Source organism: Streptomyces sp. NPDC045899, from assembly GCF_056431485.1.
This window is the reverse complement of sequence record NZ_JBWKKP010000042.1, coordinates 1-17,114: the sequence shown is the minus strand read 5'-3', so window position 1 is coordinate 17,114 and position 17,114 is coordinate 1. Positions and strand designations below refer to the sequence as shown.

At 67.8% G+C, this 17,114-nt stretch carries 12 protein-coding genes; 6 read left to right on the top strand and 6 right to left on the bottom strand.

All coding sequences use genetic code 11. The features are described 5' to 3' along the window. The first annotated feature begins 43 nt into the window (after positions 1-43). From eccCa to AC07FT_RS35095, 3 genes are all read left to right on the top strand, one after another. Positions 44-4,006 carry a type VII secretion protein EccCa gene (eccCa, locus tag AC07FT_RS35105; protein WP_479180183.1) on the top strand — a complete coding sequence of 1,321 codons (3,963 nt, stop codon included), beginning with the start codon at positions 44-46 and terminating at the stop codon, positions 4,004-4,006. A gap of 89 nt (positions 4,007-4,095) precedes the next feature. Then, positions 4,096-4,689, top strand: coding sequence for a hypothetical protein (locus AC07FT_RS35100; protein ID WP_479180181.1), 594 nt, complete (start codon positions 4,096-4,098; stop codon positions 4,687-4,689). A gap of 21 nt (positions 4,690-4,710) precedes the next feature. Then, entirely contained in the window at positions 4,711-6,831 is a 2,121-nt protein-coding gene (locus AC07FT_RS35095; RefSeq protein WP_479180179.1) for a hypothetical protein, read from the top strand. Positions 6,832-6,901: 70 nt separating this feature from the next. On the opposite strand, the gene AC07FT_RS35090 is transcribed toward AC07FT_RS35095, so the two are convergent. The 6 genes from AC07FT_RS35090 to eccB all read right to left on the bottom strand — a co-directional run bounded on the left by AC07FT_RS35090 (position 6,902) and on the right by eccB (position 14,300). Further along, on the bottom strand, positions 6,902-7,213 hold the full coding sequence (locus tag AC07FT_RS35090; RefSeq protein ID WP_254745031.1) for a WXG100 family type VII secretion target: 312 nt from the start codon (positions 7,211-7,213) through the stop codon (positions 6,902-6,904). 89 nt (positions 7,214-7,302) lie between these two features. Continuing rightward, positions 7,303-7,677, bottom strand: coding sequence for a hypothetical protein (locus tag AC07FT_RS35085; protein WP_254745033.1), 375 nt, complete (start codon positions 7,675-7,677; stop codon positions 7,303-7,305). A 117-nt stretch (positions 7,678-7,794) separates the two neighbouring features. Next, the gene (gene mycP / locus AC07FT_RS35080; RefSeq protein ID WP_479180178.1) at positions 7,795-9,066 is read right to left on the bottom strand and encodes a type VII secretion-associated serine protease mycosin; all 1,272 of its coding nucleotides are present in this window, start codon (positions 9,064-9,066) and stop codon (positions 7,795-7,797) included. 1,696 nt (positions 9,067-10,762) lie between these two features. Further along, entirely contained in the window at positions 10,763-11,224 is a 462-nt protein-coding gene (locus AC07FT_RS35075; RefSeq protein ID WP_479180176.1) for a hypothetical protein, read from the bottom strand. A 195-nt stretch (positions 11,225-11,419) separates the two neighbouring features. Then, positions 11,420-12,727 (bottom strand): type VII secretion-associated serine protease mycosin, encoded by a 1,308-nt coding sequence (mycP, locus tag AC07FT_RS35070; RefSeq protein ID WP_479180174.1) that lies wholly within the window; start codon positions 12,725-12,727, stop codon positions 11,420-11,422. A 4-nt stretch (positions 12,728-12,731) separates the two neighbouring features. Further along, positions 12,732-14,300, bottom strand: a complete 1,569-nt coding sequence (gene eccB, locus AC07FT_RS35065) for a type VII secretion protein EccB (protein WP_479180173.1) — start codon at positions 14,298-14,300, stop codon at positions 12,732-12,734. Positions 14,301-14,482: 182 nt separating this feature from the next. Between eccB and eccE the strand changes: the two genes are divergently transcribed. The 3 genes from eccE (at position 14,483) to AC07FT_RS35050 (ending at position 16,997) form a co-directional block, all read left to right on the top strand. After that, positions 14,483-15,829 carry a type VII secretion protein EccE gene (gene eccE / locus AC07FT_RS35060; RefSeq protein ID WP_479180172.1) on the top strand — a complete coding sequence of 449 codons (1,347 nt, stop codon included), beginning with the start codon at positions 14,483-14,485 and terminating at the stop codon, positions 15,827-15,829. Further along, positions 15,829-16,623 (top strand): hypothetical protein, encoded by a 795-nt coding sequence (locus AC07FT_RS35055; RefSeq protein ID WP_479180171.1) that lies wholly within the window; start codon positions 15,829-15,831, stop codon positions 16,621-16,623. Before eccE ends, AC07FT_RS35055 begins: the two co-directional genes overlap by 1 nt. Positions 16,624-16,766: 143 nt before the next feature. Beyond that, entirely contained in the window at positions 16,767-16,997 is a 231-nt protein-coding gene (locus AC07FT_RS35050; RefSeq protein ID WP_254745047.1) for a DUF397 domain-containing protein, read from the top strand. The last annotated feature ends 117 nt before the right edge of the window (positions 16,998-17,114 follow it).

Sequence of the window (17,114 nt, the reverse complement as noted above, 5' to 3'; positions counted from 1 at the left end):
CGGACGAGAACTGTCCCTACCGCGTGGAGGGATGAGGGATCCGGTGAGCCAGGTCGTCGTGAAGCGCCAGCCACGGGCTCTGCCGCCCGAGGTGCCGACCGAGGAACTCCGCCTCGAACCGCCGCCCGAGCTGCCCCGCGGGCAGCAAGAGGGCATGCTGATGCAGATCCTGCCCACCTTGGGCATGGCCTCGTCGATGGTGTACTTCTTCATGCCCGGCGCCGCGCCGATGATGAAGATCATGGGCGTGATGATGATGTTCTCCACGCTCGGTATGACCATCGCGATGGTCATCAGGTACCGGCGGGGATCGCAGGGGCAGATGGCGGACATGCGCCGCGACTACCTCAAGTATCTGGCGCAGACGCGCCGGACGGTGCGGAAGACGGCCCGCCTGCAGCGCAGCGCGCAGTACTACCTGCACCCCACCCCCGACCAGCTGTGGTCGGTGGTGGCCGAGGGCAGCCGGGTGTGGGAACGGCGACTGAGCGACGACGACTTCGGCCAGGTGCGGATCGGGCTGGGCGCGCAGCAGCTCTCCACACCCCTGATCGCCCCCGACACGGCCACCATCGAGGACCTCGAACCGCTGACGGCGGGCGCGATGCAGCAGTTCCTGGCGGCCCAGGGCTCGCTGGACGGCATGCCGATGGCGGTGTCGCTGCGCGCCTTCTACCACCTCACCGTCTCCGGGGTGCCGGAGAGCGTGCACGGGGCGGCGCGGGCGCTGGTCGCCCAGCTGGCCACCCTGCACTCGCCGGAGGACCTGGTCATCGCGGTGGTCGCGGCGCCCGCTTCGGCGGATCAGTGGGAGTGGACCAAGTGGCTTCCCCATCTGCAGATCGCGGGCGCGGTCGACGGGGCTGGCTCCCGGCGGCTGTTCGGCGACTCGCTGGCCGAGCTGGAGGAGCTGCTGAAGCCGCGGCTGGAGGGCCGCACCCGGTTCAGCCGGGACGCCCAGCCCGCCCTGGACCACCCGCATGTGGTCGTCGTGCTCGACGGCGGCATCGTGCCCCCGGACTCGGCGTTCGCGGCGGCCGAGGGCCTTCAGGGCGTGACCGTCATCGAGGTGGTGCCGGGCGAGCTGGAGGAGCCGCGCGGCGGACTGTCGATCCTGGTCCGGCCGGGCAGGCTGCAGCTGCTCTCGCAGGTCGCGGAGTACGACGGCGTGCCGGACACCCTGTCCAGGGAGGCCGCCGAGGCGCTGGGGCGGCAGCTCGCCCCGCTGCGGATGGGCGTCGGCGACGATGACGAACCGCTGCTGGCCAATCTCGACTTCACCGATCTGCTGGGCCTCGGCGACGCCGGGTCGGTCGATGTCTCCCGCACCTGGCGGCCGCGTTCGCTGGCCGAGCGGCTGCGGGTGCCGATCGGCATCGCCGAGGACGGTTCGCCGGTCATGCTGGACCTGAAGGAAGCCGCCCAGGAGGGCATGGGCCCGCACGGTCTGTGCGTGGGCGCGACGGGCTCCGGCAAGTCCGAGCTGATGCGGACCCTGGTGCTGGGCCTGGCCGTCACCCACTCCTCGGAGACCCTGAACTTCGTGCTGGCGGACTTCAAGGGTGGCGCCACCTTCGCGGGGATGTCCGAACTGCCGCATGTGGCCGCGGTCATCACCAACCTCGCGGACGACCTGACGCTCGTCGACCGGATGCGCGACTCGATCACCGGTGAGCTCCAGCGCCGTCAGGAACTGCTGCGCGCGGCGGGCAATTACGCCAATGTGCACGACTACGAGAAGGCACGCGCGGCCGGTGCCCCGCTGGAGCCGGTGGCCTCGCTGGTCCTGGTCATCGACGAGTTCAGCGAGCTGCTGACCGCCAAGCCCGACTTCATCGACATGTTCATCCAGATCGGCCGGATCGGCCGCTCGCTGGGTGTGCACCTGCTGCTGGCCTCGCAGCGTCTGGAGGAGGGACGGCTGCGCGGTCTGGAGACCTATCTGTCGTACCGGATCGGTCTGCGGACATTCTCCGCGGCGGAGTCCCGTACCGTCCTGGGCGTCCCGGACGCCTACCACCTGCCGTCCATCCCCGGTTCGGGCTATCTGAAGTTCGGCACCGACGAGATGACGCGCTTCAAGGCGGCGTACGTCTCCGGGGTCTACCGCACCGGAGCCCCGCAGATCGACGGCGGCGCGCAGCTGCCCATCGAGCGCAAGCCGGTGCTGTTCACCGCGGCCCCGGTACCGGTGAGCTACGCCGCCCCGGACCCGGCGGCCCTGCTGGCTGCGGCCTCGGCGCGGCCGGAAGAGGACGACGCGCTGGCCGAGACGGTGCTGGACGTGATCGTGGGCCGGCTCGAGGGCCAGGGGCAGCCCGCCCACCAGGTCTGGCTGCCGCCGCTGGACAAGGCCCCGTCGCTGGACGAGCTGCTGCCGTCGCTGCAGCCCTCGGCGGAGCGCGGGCTCCAGTCGGCGGACTTCGCGCGGCCCGGTGGTCTGGTCGTTCCGCTCGGTCTCATCGACAAGCCCTTCGAGCAGCGGCGCGACATCCTCTACCGCGACTTCTCCGGTGCGGCGGGCCACATGCTGGTGGTCGGCGGTCCGCAGTCCGGCAAGTCCACCCTGATGCGCACGCTGGTCGCGTCGTTCGCACTCACCCACACCCCGGCCGAGGTCCAGTTCTACGGGCTCGACTTCGGTGGTGGCGGTATGAGCACCGTCGCCGACCTGCCGCATGTGGGCGGGGTGGCCTCGCGCCTGGACCCGGAGAAGGTGCGGCGGACGATCGCGGAGGTGGCCGGGATCCTGGCCCGCCGCGAGGAGTACTTCCGTGCCCAGAACATCGACTCCATCGCGACCTACCGCCGGCAGCGGGCCAACGGGCTGCACGCGGACCAGGGCTGGGGCGATGTCTTCCTGATCGTCGACGGCTGGGCCAACTTCCGGTCCGAGTACGACATCCTGGAGGGTGTGGTCACCGACATCGCCGGACGCGGTCTCGGCTACGGCGTCCACGTCATCATCACCGCCTCCCGCAACATGGAGGTCCGCGCGTCCCTGAAGGACCAGCTGCTCAACCGGCTCGAACTGCGCCTCGGTGACACGATGGACTCCGAGTTCGACCGCAAGGTCGCGGCCAACGTGCCCGTGGGCGTCCCCGGCCGCGGTCAGCTCCCGGAGAAGCTCCATTTCATGGGCGCACAGCCGCGGATCGACGGCGGCAACGACCCCGAGACCATGACGGATGCGACGGCCGACATGGTGCGCGCCTCGGGCGCCGCCTGGACCGGCGCGCAGGCTCCCCGGGTCCGGCTGCTGCCGCGACGGCTGCGGGCGGACGAGCTCCCCAAGGGGTTCGAGCAGCCACAGCACGGCATCGCGATCGGTATCGACGAGACCAACCTGGAACCGGTCTTCGTCGACTTCGAGACCGACCCGTTCTTCCTGGTCTTCGGTGAGAGCGAATCGGGCAAGACCGCGCTGCTGCGCCTGATGGCGAAGCAGATCACCGAGCGGTACAGCCCGGACGAGGCCAAGATCGTGGTCGGCGACTACCGCCGCTCACTGCTCGGGGCCATCCCGGATTCGCATCTGCTGGAGTACGCGCCGATCGCCTCGGCCCTGGAGCTCCACGCCAACGCGCTGAACGGGCTGATGGAGCGGCGTGCCCCGAAGCCGGACATCACCCCGCAGCAACTGCGCGACCGCAGCTGGTGGAGCGGACCCCAGTTCTTCGTGATCATCGACGACTACGAACTGGTCTCCACCAGCAGCGGCAATCCGCTCGCCGTACTCACGGAGAACCTCCCCTTCGCGCGGGACGTGGGGATGCGCTTCATCATCGCGCGCAGTTCCGCGGGTTCCTCACGCTCGATGTTCGAGTCCTTCATGCAGCGGGTGAAGGAACTCGGCGCCCAGGGCATGGTGTTGTCCGGCGATCCGAGCGAAGGCGACATCCTGGGCGGCGTCCGGCCCCGGCCGATGCCTCCGGGCCGCGGTTTCTTCGTCTCCCGTAAGCGTGGAATCCCGCTGACCCAATTGGGATGGTTGCCCGACCAGTAACGATCCCCCGTAACAGTCATGTAAGAGCGATATCAAACAGGGTTCACCGAACCGCACATCCTTGTTACTCTCGGCGCCACATCAAGGATGTGTCGGTTCGTCAGCATGTCCCTTCCCCCGGCGACGGGCCGGCGGCCATGAAGACGGCCGCCCTCCATCATCGTGCAGCTCTGCACCTTGAGGCCCATCACGGGGGAACCATGACCTTCGACAAAGAGTGGGGCGAACTCCGCGCCAGCGCGGCCGCAGAACAGCAGACCGCCCATACGCGGCTCAATCAGACCGATCCTCCCGGCCCGCTGATTCCCGGGCTTCCCGACTTCTCCACCTCGTCCTCCAAGAAGAAGGCGGCGGTGAAGGCGCTGGAGGACCACGTCCAGCCCGAGACGAAGGCCGCCGGCGAATATCCCGACACGGCCTCGGAGACGGCGCAGAAGGAATTCAAGGACTGGGCCACGGGATCCGCCATCACCGACGCGCTGAAAGGGTGGCACGCATCGGTCAAGGCGCTCCAGGACCGGCTCGCGGCCGAGAAGGTGGCACTGAGCACGGCCCGTAAGTCCTTTCTCCTCCAGGACCAGGCCAACGGCGGTCTGTTCCTTCCCCTCCTCCCTGATCAGGACGGAAAGTACCCGGCGAACACGCCGTACTCGTCCGGCATTTCGCAGTACGGGGTGAAGTAAGTGCTCACGTATCACGACGTCATGAACACGGACTTCACCGTCCTCGAGAAGGCCGCCAAACACTGGGACGAGGCGGCCAAGAAGTTCGAGACGGCCCAGGGGTCCTACAACTCCGGAGTACGGCCCGTCGGCCTCGGCGGAACCTGGAACGGTGCTGCCGCCTCGGTCGCCCTGCCCACGATGGCCGTGACCTACGACCAGTTCCTCGCCGCGCCGAAGGAGGCGCGGGCGATCGCCTCCCTGCTGCGTGACGCACATGACCAGTTCGTCCGGTTGCGCTCCGACCTGACGTCGGTGGTCGCGGAGGCCAAGAAGGCCGGAATGGCCGTCAGCGGCGACGGTCTGGCGCGCTACGACTTCAGCGACTGCACGGAGCAGGAGAAGTTCTCCATCCAGCACGACCCGGAGCTGAAGGACACCGTGGCGGCCTGGAACCAGCGCATCTCCCAGGCCGTGAAGGCGGTCGACGACGCCGACCAGGGAGCCAAGCTGGCGCTCAAGGCGGCCGTCGAGCACCCCGACAAGCCCGGCACGGTGAACGGCTTCAACGCCGGCGCCCAGGGCGACATCGAGAAGGCCGAGGCCAAGGAAGCCACCGACCTGTCCAAGAAGCTGGCCAAGGACGGCAAGCTCAGCGCCCAGGACATGGAGGAGATGCACCGGCTCTTCCGTGACAACCAGGACCAGAAGGCGTTCAGCCAGACCTTCCTGGCGGGGCTGGGCCCCGAGGAGACCGCCAAGATCAACTACAAGCTCAGCGGTCTCGCCCACGGTGACGCCAAGCAGGACATCCTCTCCGTCCAGCAGGGCATGGCCATGAGCATCGCCAGCGCCACCAAGAACCCCCAGGACCCCTTCTACGCCTCCTGGCGCAAGGGCCTGAAGGACATGGGCGACAACCGCGTCAACGACAGCAAGACCAACCCCCTCTACGGCTACCAGTCGTTCGTGGACCTGATGACGCACGGCAAGGGGTACGGCAAGCAGTTCTACAAGGACCTCGGCGACGACATCATCGCCACCGAGAAGGACCACCCCGACATCTGGACCAAGTGGGGCGCCGGACACGACGGCATCGCCACCGATCCGCTCGACAACATGCTCGACATCATGAGCAAGCAGCCCGACGCGGCCACCGACTTCTTCCAGCGGGACGCGGACGGCAAGAACGAGCGCATGCAGTATCTGCTCAAGGACCGCGACTGGCCCAAGTCGGCCACCGCGACCGGCTACGGCCTCCACACCATGGACCTCTTCGAGTCCCGGATAGGTCTGGGCAACGCCCTGGAAGCGGCCGCCACCGGCGATCTCCCGGGCTCCCAGCACGCCCTCGGCGGCCACACCGAGGCCGAGGCCCGGGTCATGCAGGACACCATCACCATCCTCAACCAGGGCGACAAGGGCGACTCGCCCCCGGCCAACCTCCGGGGCAACCTGGGCCGGATGCTCCAGGACTACACACCGGACACCCACGAGATCCTGGGCGGCACCAACCCCGAGTACACCCAGCTCCACAAGGGCGACATATGGAAGGACGACAAGGGCGTCCACATGGACGTCTCCCAGGAACACCTGATCCGGCTGATGCGGGGCGTCGCCGACGATCCCGCCGCCTACTCGGCGATGTACCAGGCCGAACGTCAGTACGCGGCGGACTCGCTGGTCAGGACGCCCTTCGCCAACGAGGACGCTCGCAACCACGCGGTCAAGGACACCGCCACGATCTACGGTTCGTACGACGCGATCAGTTCCGATGTCATCTTCGACAAACGGGACAAGGGCGTCCAGTGGGCGCGTGACGTCAACCACCACGTCAACTCGTCGATCGGCGCGGTCCTCAACTTCGTGCCCGAGAAGTCGATCCCGGCCGTCGACGCCGGTCTCCGTCTCGTCGACTTCGCGATGTACGACTGGACCAAGGAACAGATCGCCGAGGCGAACGCGGCCGCGAACCATGACAACCGGCAGCACTTCACGGTCGGGCGAGGCCAGGTCGACAACCTCGTCTGGCAGTGGGGCGGCCAGCACGGCCACGGCCCGGACGCCGGCGACTACATGATGCGGGAACTCATCAACGACAGTCACGGGGCGCACGAGGACGGCCGCAATCAGGCGTACGTGTACCTCGACCGGGACAAGTAGCAGTCAACCAAGACGAATGGGGTGGACGACCGTTACCGGTCGTCCACCCCATTCGTGGGTGGTGTCACTGTCAGAACGAGATGTCTTTGAAGAGGTTCGCGTTCTTCTTGTCCGTGGAGTGGTAGTCCATCTTGCCCCTGCGGACCTTGGTCGCGACCTCCTTCAAGGTGGTCTCGATGTGGTTGGCCCGCACATTGAACTGCTTCTCGGCGGCCAGCATCATCTCGTGCGCCTCGCCCTCCCAGCCGGCGGTCACCTTCTTGACCGCGGCGAGGATGTCGTCGATCTGCTTGCGCACCGCTGCCGCACCGCGCTCGATGTCACCGGCCGTGTCATCGAGCGAGTTGTACGTGACCTTGATGTCCATAGGGTCGCCGGACATTCATGCCCCCATTCCTGATGAAGTCTTGATCGTGCCCAAAGTCCTTGCGTCCGTCTCCATGCCGGGCGCCCGTGTCGCGCCCGGCCGGATCAGAACCCGTCGACCTTGCTGTGAGAGAGCCCGTCCGCGCCGTGACCAAGGTTGCCGCCCGCCTTGGCGCCGTTCACGTCGATCTTGTTCAGCTCGGCGGCGATCTCACCGTCGTTCGCACCGCTGGACCGGTGGGTGAGCTCCACCGCCTCGTGAATCCTGACGATCAACTGGCGCAGCGCCTCGTGGTCCTCGTTCAACGAGGTCTGCACCTGCTTGAACTTCGCGGCACCCGTACCGGTCCACGCCGACTCGACTGTGGCGACGGCGTTGATCAGGGTGCGCAGGTTCGTGGAGAGACCCTGGCTGACGAGACCGAGGTCGGACTCGAATGTCTTGAATGCTGCGTCACTAATCCGCTGAGAGCCGGACATGTTCCACCTTCCCCCATGAAGTGTTGGTGAGTCGGGATGGGTTTCCGATTCAACTCACCACTCAATTCCTACATTTCGTAGGCCGTACTGGCAACCCCTCGCCTTTTACCTAAGCCGTCACAATGCGCTATTTCGGCGCCTCATCACAGCGAAGGCGGCTGCACCCCCGACCACAACGGCGGCACCGGCTCCCAAAGCGATCCACAGCGTGGTGTTCCCACCGTTGTCGCCATCGCTCGCCTTGGTCTCCTTATCGGGCTTCTGGGCATCCTGCTCGCCCTGCTTCCCCGAGTCCGAACCGGATGACTGCTGTTGTGATCCAGCGTCCGAGGACTTAGACGCAGAAGGGGAGGGGTTTGGTTTCGTCGCGCCCTCACGGGCGAGCAACGGATTGGTATTGGCCGGACCCGGATCGCCCTCACCGTCAAGGAGGACCTTACGGGGGCGAACGGATCCGTATCCGACATAACTGCTCGGGATATCGCCGGTCTTCGGCTTCGCTGCCGTCTGCATCATGACCCGGAGGACCTGGTTGTTGGTCCACTTGGGGTGCTTGGCCCAGATGAGGGCGGCGGAGGCGGAGGCGAGGGCGGTGGCTTGGCTGGTGCCTTGCCCCTTGCAGGTGCCTTCGGATTTCGTGCAGTGTTCAGCGATGTCTTGCCCGAGAGCTACCAGCCCGACGCTGTCGTTGCTCGTAGAGAACTTGCCAGCCTTACCGGTTCTATCGATGGCCCCAACACCCACAACGCCAGTGAGGGCGGCAGGGTACGAGGAGAGATTTTTCCCATCACCGTCGTTACCCGTCGCCGCGAAAACCAAGCTCCCCTTCTTCAGAGCATAGTTCACCGCCGCCTGAGTCTTGCTGAAGTATTCACGAGGTCCCACGGCCCCGATCGAGATATTCAGAACCCGCGCACCGTGATCAACTGCATAGCGAATCCCCTTCGCCAGCACTGACCCCGCGGATTCCACCCGCTGATCGATCTTCATGACTTTGACAGGAAGGATCTTGGTTTCGGGGGCCAAGCCCTGAATTCCGCCATCAGCTCCGGTGCCTGCGATGATCCCTGCCATGTTCGACCCATGCCCACTGGGGTCCTGATGAGGATCCGTCGCCTTCCGGGAGGCATCGGTCCCCTTCATCACTTGACCGCGCAGTTCGGGAAGCGAGGCATTGACACCAGAGTCGATGACAGCGACCGTGATGCCCTTCCCCTCGCTCACCTTCCACATCTGCTCTGCCTTCATGGCATCCAGGTACCACTGCTGGGACCTGATGTCCTCGGCGACTGCCACTGGTGCAAGGCCGCTCATCGCCACCACACCGGCCCCCAGGATCGCGAGAGCCGACAAGGAACGCTGACGCGCTCCGTACTTTCGAAATGGCATGGGTGAGTGTTCTCCTCGGCCTTGCACCAGCAGCTAACGCATCAGTCGATCACCGGCGGGACGGTGTCGCGCCGCCCTCCGGTCCATGTCTCTTCATCTTCCTGAAGGTAGTCGGGCCTGGTTCCGTTCTGGTCCTGCCGGTCACCAGGGCGTGCCGCGCCGGTACGAGGCGGGATCATTCCGGACGTCTGGGCATTGCGTACCAGTCCAGAACCCCCGGGAGTGAACTCGGCCCTTCCCTTGCCCGATGCGCGCGGGCTCCCGGTGACCCCTCCCGACTCGGAGGAGACACGCCGGGCACCCGAGCCACCGGGGCCCTGCGGGCCCCCCGTGACCGGATGCGCGCCGGTCCCCATGGGGCCACGAACCATTCCGCGTTCTTCACCCACAACCGTGGTCCGCGGCAAACGCTGACCGTTCGCCGGTCCCTTTCCATTCGGACGGTCGACGATGCCACCACGCTCGGAGGCGAGGCGTCGTCCGGGAGGAGTGGTTCCAGGCGTAGTCGGGTTGGTGTTCACGGGGTGGTATCCCCCGCCCGTCATGTTCCGCCCCATCAGAGGTCGCTCTTCCCCGACCACAGGGTTCTGCGGAAGCCGGGGAACAGGTCCCTTGGGGTTCGGACGGGACAGACCGGTGATGCCATCCTGCGGTCCGACACGAGGCGGGATGATCGGCCGCCCACCCGTCGTCGGCCCGGGAGGCGTTCCGAAAGGCCCTCGAATGGGAGGGGCCGGGGGCCCGCCCCGCAGAGTCGGGGGAACGTTCGGGATGCGGCTGGTTCCCGGAGGTACGGTACGCCCCGGAGGCAGGGTACGACCCGGTGGCAGGGTACGACCGGTCGCCGGCAGCACAGGACCGGGAGTCGGGAAGGGTCCCGGCCCGGGGGTGCGCTGTTCCGGTCCGACGGGCGGTGTCGAGGGAAGGCTCGGCCGGTCGACGCGATCGACCGGCGGTGCGGTCGTCGTGGAGTCGATGTTCGTGCCCGTCACCGGAGGAGCGGTCGCACCGACTCCCGACCCGACCTCGCCGTCGGGACCGGCACCCGGATGACGGATCGGTGTGACGCTCCCATCGCCGGAAGCGTGGGGAGCACTGGTGAAGGACCTCGGAGAATCCGCTCGCCCCTCCCCTGACACAGCAGTGGCAGAAGCGGGTCCGACGCCTACAGGTGTCTCGCTGTCGCCATGTCCACTGTACGCAGGTGGCAGTGTCGGAAAGTTCGGCGCCTCCAGCTTCGACATGTCCGAGTGAGAGGTCCGGTAGTAGGAGTCCAACCGGTCCATCGCCTTGAGGGCTTCCTGGCGGTCGCGCTCCTCCGTCTTCTCCTGCGCAGGAGAAAGATCCTTGGTGTCGAGCTTCCCTGGGGTGTCGATGACTTTCTGAGTCTCGATCAGGGCCTGGCCGGCCGAGCTCAGATTGAGGCCGACGAGCAGGGTGTAGTCGGCCATGCGGCGAGTCTGGTTGGCCAGCTTCTTGCCCCACTCCCGGTACGCCTGGGCACCTTCACCCTCCCAGTCCGCCGCATGAGCGTGGGCCGCCAACTCGTCCGCGAGCTCGTTGAGAGGCGTGAAGGCGTCACCCAGTGCGGTCCCCACGTCCGTGAGCTGGGACGGCTTAGCGGTAGCGATCATGTTGAACAGGTCCGCGCGGCTGAGGCCGTCAAATTTACCCGGAGCCATCTACTTCTTCCCCCTCACGCGCCGCCGCCCTCGACTTCGTCATCCCCGTGCTTCCCGCCGTCACCGTGCTTGGGAGCCTCGGGATCGCGGTAGTACTTCTCCGTCCGTTCCGCGATCTCGCGCAACCGAGCCCGATGTACGCGGCGCAGTTCACGGGCCTCTTCGGTGTCCGTGTTGATGTAGTTCTTATCAGCCTGGAGAGCCATCAGACCGAACGCCTCGAGCTGGTCGTTGAAGGTCTGCCACATCGTGGTCAGGTCTGCGTGGATCTTCTCGTACAGGTTGGCCAGGTCGTCGGCGGACGTGAACTCGCGACCTGAGCCATAGGCGTCCCGAGTGATGGACTGCTCCGCGATCTTCTGCTTCGCGGCAGGAGTCTTCTCGAGCTCGGTCAGCACCTTCTCAATCCGTGCGTTGAGCTTGGTGAGCGCCTCTGACTTCTTGACCAGCCTCTTGCCGAATGGCGTCTGAGGCACATCCCCCGGCTCTAGTGGCCTCACCGTGATCCTCCCCGTTCCCCGTATGACACCAACGATGTCCTACGCCACTCTAGCCACTCGACCTGGACACCCCAACTCCCAAGTAGCGCAGTTCACTCGACAGTTCCGTAACAGTCCCCCGCCCCGGCGAACGTTACCGAGCAGACCACATCCGGGCCTGAGTACGCATACCTATTTCGCGGCCCGGCGACGCCTCCGTTCGTTGAGGACGGTCGCGAGGCCCGCGGTGACGGCGACGAGGACGGCGGCGCCGCCGAGGACGTAGGTGGCCAGGCGTTCCTTGCGTTCCTGGGGGGTCTCGCCGACCGTCAGGGGGGCGGCGTCCGGGGAGTCGACGTCGGCGTCGGCGCCCTTGTCGAGGGTGACGCGGTCGATCGCCTCCTCGTCCTCGGTGAGGGCACGGACCGGGTCGACCACACCCCAACCCACCCTCGAGTCACGGCCGTTGATTGAACGCTCCGCAGTCTGCTCGATCTGGGCGACGACCTGGTTCTGCTGCCAGTCGGGGTGCTTTGCCCGGATCAGGGCGGCGACGCCCGCGACGTAGGGGGCGGAGAAGCTGGTGCCGTTGTCGACGCATTGGCCGCCCTTGGGGACGGTGGAGACCATTTCGACGCCGGGGGCCGCCACGTCGACGAAGTCGCCGGACTGGGAGAACGCCGCGCGCTCGTTGTTGCGGTCCGAGGCGCCTACGGCGAGGACACCGTCGTAGGCCGCGGGATAGGTCCTGCGGAGCTTTCCGTCGACGCCGTCGTTCCCGGCGGAGGCGACCACGACCACATTGTTCTTCAGGGCGTTCTCGACGGCGCGTTGCAGATTGTTGTTGGCCAGGAGCGGCTTTGCGGTGTCCTGGGAGATATTGATGACCTGGGCATGCGCGGCGACCGCCTTGTCGATCGCGGTGGCCATGGTGTCGGTGGTCCCGGATCCCTTTTCGTCGTTCTGGCGAATCGGAATGATCCGCGCTTCGGGGGCGATTCCCACGAATCCGGTATCGGGATGGGGACGGGCGGCGATGATGCCCGCGACCTTGGTGCCGTGGCCGACGAGGTCGTCGGTGCCGTCGCCCTTCTTCCCCTTCTCCATTCCCTCCTCGCCCCCTGCCTCCTCCTTCTTCTTCCTCTTCTTGCGAGGGGGGAGGACCTCCGTGCCGAGTTCGGCGTCGACGGCTTCCTTCAACTGGTCGTTGGAGTTGTCCACGCCGGTGTCGATGACCGCGACCCGTACCGGACGGCCGTCCTTGCCCTTGCCCTTGGTGTCCTGCCACAGCTGGTCGAGCATGACCCGCTGGAGCGACCAGGGGGTGCCCTTGATGGGTTTGGCCGGATAGGTGCACTCGCCGTTGCCGGCCAGCGACATGACCGCGGCCGGGGAGGGCATGAGAGGGCCGCTCGCGGCGGAGAGTGCCGTGAGGGAGGCCGCGGCCGTCAGGGCCAGGGAGCGGGTGACGCGCCCGTCGCGTCGCTGGGAATTCCTCATGGTCTCAGGACCCCTGCGGCTGCCGGGCGCTGTTCTTGTCCAGCCGCGGCCCACGTGGCAGGAACTCGGACCAGGTGTCGGGCACCGGCACCGGATCGACCTCCTTGTAGCCGAGCCGCTGCTTGGCCTCCTCGGTGCTCTGCTGGGCCGCGCCGGCCGTGGACTCGGCGTCCGCTTCGGCGCCGATCTTCGACTTGCGGGCGTCGCTGTCGTTGTTGGTCTGCACGGAGTAGCGCAGACCGGTGTCGGTCACCAGGAACACCAGGCCGTCCTTGGCCTGGTGGCCCTTGAGCTGGCGGAAGAGGACCCCCGAGCCGGGGGTGACGTAGGCGCTGGTGGCACCGTCCGGGATGGTGGCCGGGAAGTCGCGGCCCGCCCAGGTGGCCTGCTCGGGGACGCCCTTTCCGCTGACACCGCGCAGGATGCTGCAGCTGGTGTCACGGGCGCCGCTGCCGAGCTCGGGGTCGACGGAGTTGGCCTGCTCGGGGATTTCCGCGGGCCACTTGTACGCGCCGTAGAACTCCTCGCCGTCCGAGGTGAAGGTCGCCGCGTTCACCTCGTGCGCATGACCCTTCTGGCCCATGTCGATCAGATCCCTGCTGTTGAGCAGCAGCTTGGCGACGAACTCCGATACGCGCTGGACCTTGCCCCGGAGCACCACGTAGTTCTGGGTGACGCTGCCGGTGGTCGCCTCGAGGACCATGCCGACCTTGTTGGCCTTGGCGCCGAGGCTGGGCACCCCGGCATCGGCGCCGATCGTGCCCGGGATCTCGGGGAAGGTGATGGGCTTGCCCTCGCGGAAGGTGCGCAGCCAGTCGTCGGTCACCCGCTGGGGCTTGTCACCGTCGTGGAAGACGGTGCGCAGCATCAGGTTGTAGTCGGACGGGGAGGTCTTCCTGAGGTCCCCGCCGCCGATGAGGTACTTGGTGCCCTTCGGGTCGATGACATAGCGGTCACCGGCCTTGTTTTCCACATAGAGGGCCTGACCGCTGTGCAGCGCCTGCGAGCCGTGCAGTTTCTTCAGCTTGGGGTCGCGCTCGGAGAAGACGAAGGCAGCTTTCTGAGTGGTCTTCCCGTTCCCGCCCGGCTGGACGCAGACCGCCCATTCCTTCTGCTTCATCGCCTCGTCGGCCGGGGGCAGCCGGTCCGGAGCGTAGGGAATGCCGATGGTCGGGCCGCGCGGGATGTGGCCGTTGTCGAGTTCCGACTCCTTCACCTTGACGATGCTCGACTTGTCCGGGTCGAGCAGCAGTTTGGCGGAGGCGAAATTGAGGACGGGGTGGAGCTGGACCTTCCCGTCGGTCTTGAGCACGACGTAGCGGGTGGTCGAGTCACTGCCGACGACGACGTGCGCGGCGACGTCGTCCCAGCCCTTGGGGGCCACCGGTTTGAACATGCCCCAGGCGCCGAATCCGGCGAGGATCAGGGCGCCGACCACCACCCCGGGGAGCACCGCGCGCAGCGGGCGCGGAGCACCTTCCTCGGTGCCGCTCGGTGTCGGTTGCAAGAACGCGGCGACTGTCCGCTTCTTCGCAAAGATGTAGGCGTTGAGTTCATCCCGCCGTGATGCCATGGTTAGCCGCTTCTCCCCGCTTTTCGGCCTCGGTAGTCAGGTGGCCTGCCCTCGGACCGGGTCTCGTACCGACCCTCTACTATGCCGGTAGTCAATTGACTCATGGTGCTCGGGGACACTCGTGGGGAAGACCAACGACCGAGCCGCCTGGGCAGGTTTCGGACTGTAAGGGGCTGACGGGGATGGCTGCCGCAACGCGCGCACGTACCGCGAGGAGCGCGTCCGGCCGACGCACACCGAGCGGATCCGGTGCGCCGAACCCCGCCCCGGCTGCCCCGGCCGCGGGCACCGCCGCGGTTTCGGTGACACCGCGTCCGCTGACCCGGCCCGGCAGCTTCGGCCCGCTGCGGCTGCAGCAGCTGGTCCTCATCGAGGTGGCCGCGGCCCTCGTACTGGTGGCCTGGGTCATCGATGAACTGATGCTCGTCCCGGCGGCGGTCGTCGGCGTGGTGCTGGTGCTGCTGGCCGTGGTCAGCCGCCACCAGCAGCCCATCCCGGAGTGGCTGAGCACGGCGCTCGCGCTGCGCGGCCGCAGGCGGCGGGCGGCGCAGCCGGTCGACGCGGGCACCGACCCGGGCTTCACCCCCGTCGTCGAATGCGAACCCGCCCTGCGGACGTACACCTACACCGACCGTGAGCGCCGCGCGGTGGGCATGGTCGGTGACGGTACCTTCCTGACCGCCGTCCTCCAGGTGGAGGCGGTGGACGCGCCGCTGCGTCCGCAGCGCGCCCAGCGCCCGCTGCCGCTCGCGCTGCTGCGTGACGCCCTGGACGTGGACGGGATCCTGCTGGAGTCGGTGCAGGTCGTGCAGCACGCGATGACCGCGCCCGCGCCCCATCTGCCCGCGCAGGCGGTGGCGGTGCGCAACTACGGACCGCTCCAGGAGCACACCGGCGCACCGTCCACCCGGCTGACCTGGGTGGCGTTGAAGTTCGACCCGGAGCTGTGCCCGGAGGCCGTGGAGGCGCGCGGCGGCGGTCTGGAGGGTGCGCAGCGGTGTGTGCTGCGGACGGCCGACCAGCTCGCGAGCCGGTTGCAGGGGGCCGGGTTCGGAGTGACGCTGCTGACGGAGGAGGCGCTGACCGCGGCCATCTCCACGGCGGCGAGCGTCAATCCGATGGCGACCGCCCAGGCCCGGCAGACCAACACCCTCTCGCGGCGCACCGTGGAGAGCTCCCGCACCTGGCGCTGCGACGACCGCTGGCACACCAGCTACTGGGTGGGCCGCTGGCCGCAGATGGGGCCGGGCGCCGCCCCGCTCCCCCAGCTCGCCGCGCTGCTGACCTCGCTGCCCGCGCTGGCCACGACCCTGAGTCTGACCCTGCGCCGTGGTGGCACCCAGGGCGGACGGCACGCCCCGACGGTGAGCGGCCATCTGCGGATCACCGGCCGCAGCGCCGATGAACTGGTGGAGATACGGCGCGAGTTGCAGCGCACCGCGCGCGGGGCGCGGGTCGGTCTCGTCCGGCTGGACCGCGAGCAGGTGCCCGGTGTCCTCGCCACTCTGCCCCTGGGAGGGACCCACTGATGGCCACGCCGACGACCTACGGAACCCCCGCCCCCTCCAGCACCCCCGCTCCCGGCGGCCCGGGCGCTCCGGCGGCCGCGCCCGCTCCGCGCAGGATGCGGCGCGGCTTCGGGCTGATCGGGCCCCGGCGGCAGCCGCATGAGCTGTCCCCGGAGCAGTTCGACGCACTGGCGCTGCCGATCGGCGACGACGGAGTGGTGATCGGCATCGGCGCCCGTGACCAGCCCGCGGTGCTCGGTCTGCATCGTCCGACGCCGTTCAACATCCTGCTGGTCGGTGGGTTGTGGACGGCACAGGTCATCGGATTGCGCGCGGTGGCCACGGGCGCGCGGGTCACCGTCGAGACCGGCCGCCGTCAGATGTGGACCGCGCTGACCCAGGCGGCGAACGGCGGCCACGAGAGCATCACCCTCCACGACGTGGGCCGGGTGCCGCCGCAGGGGGCGTCGATCGGCAGTCCGGTGCTGGTGATCCGTGACGCGGGCATGCGGCCGCCGCGCGGCCGGGTGTCCGCCGCCCCCTGGCAGTCGGTGATGACGCTGCTGCCCTATCTGAGCCCGGTCGCGCCGCGGCTGATGGAGAACGCCGACCTGGTCGGTGTGCAGCGGGTCTCCCCCGACGAGGCCGACCAGGTCGGGAAGATCATGGGGCTGCCCGCCACGGACGTCGAGTCGCTCTCCACACTGCCGGACGGCGTCACACTGTGGTGCAACCGCCGCTCGCGGCTCTACGTGGCCACGCACGCCACGGACGTGGAGACCGGGCTGCTGGGCGGACCGCGCCGGATGGACTGACGCCGCGGCTGACACCGCGTCGGTTCACTGCGCGTTCCGTCGCGGTGGTTCTCCGTGTTCGATTGCCGCCGCACGCGGGGTGGATCAGACTTGTCACCGTCGGGCGGACGGATGTCCGCGGTACGTGAAGGGAATCTCCACCGATGGCTGACGCCAAAGAGAAGGCCGAGCTGTACGCCCTGGACATCTCGGATGTCGAGTGGCTCAGTGCGCCTGGCAGCACCTCAGAGGACCGGGTGGAGATCGCCTACCTGCCGAACGGGGCAGTGGCGATGAGGAGTTCCGCCGATCCCGGGACGGTGCTGCGCTACACGGAGGCCGAGTGGCGCGCCTTCGTCCTGGGCGCGCGGGACGGCGAGTTCGACCTGCGCTGAGGAGTACGGCGGAGGGGGGGGAACCAAAAAGGGGTTGCCCCCCCCCGTTTTTTCTTCCCCCCAGGGGCAGTTCACGCCCCCCCCAGCCCCGAAAACCCTCATCGGATCCCCCTCTAC

Coding starts and splice junctions, on each gene's coding strand:
- AC07FT_RS35055 (WP_479180171.1), top strand. CDS start 15,829: ATGGCCACGCCGACGACCTACGGAACCCCCGCCCCCTCCAGCACCCCC.
- AC07FT_RS35095 (WP_479180179.1), top strand. CDS start 4,711: ATGAACACGGACTTCACCGTCCTCGAGAAGGCCGCCAAACACTGGGAC.
- mycP (WP_479180178.1), bottom strand. CDS start 9,066: ATGCCATTTCGAAAGTACGGAGCGCGTCAGCGTTCCTTGTCGGCTCTC.
- eccB (WP_479180173.1), bottom strand. CDS start 14,300: ATGGCATCACGGCGGGATGAACTCAACGCCTACATCTTTGCGAAGAAG.
- eccE (WP_479180172.1), top strand. CDS start 14,483: ATGGCTGCCGCAACGCGCGCACGTACCGCGAGGAGCGCGTCCGGCCGA.
- mycP (WP_479180174.1), bottom strand. CDS start 12,727: ATGAGGAATTCCCAGCGACGCGACGGGCGCGTCACCCGCTCCCTGGCC.
- AC07FT_RS35050 (WP_254745047.1), top strand. CDS start 16,767: ATGGCTGACGCCAAAGAGAAGGCCGAGCTGTACGCCCTGGACATCTCG.
- AC07FT_RS35090 (WP_254745031.1), bottom strand. CDS start 7,213: ATGTCCGGCGACCCTATGGACATCAAGGTCACGTACAACTCGCTCGAT.
- AC07FT_RS35085 (WP_254745033.1), bottom strand. CDS start 7,677: ATGTCCGGCTCTCAGCGGATTAGTGACGCAGCATTCAAGACATTCGAG.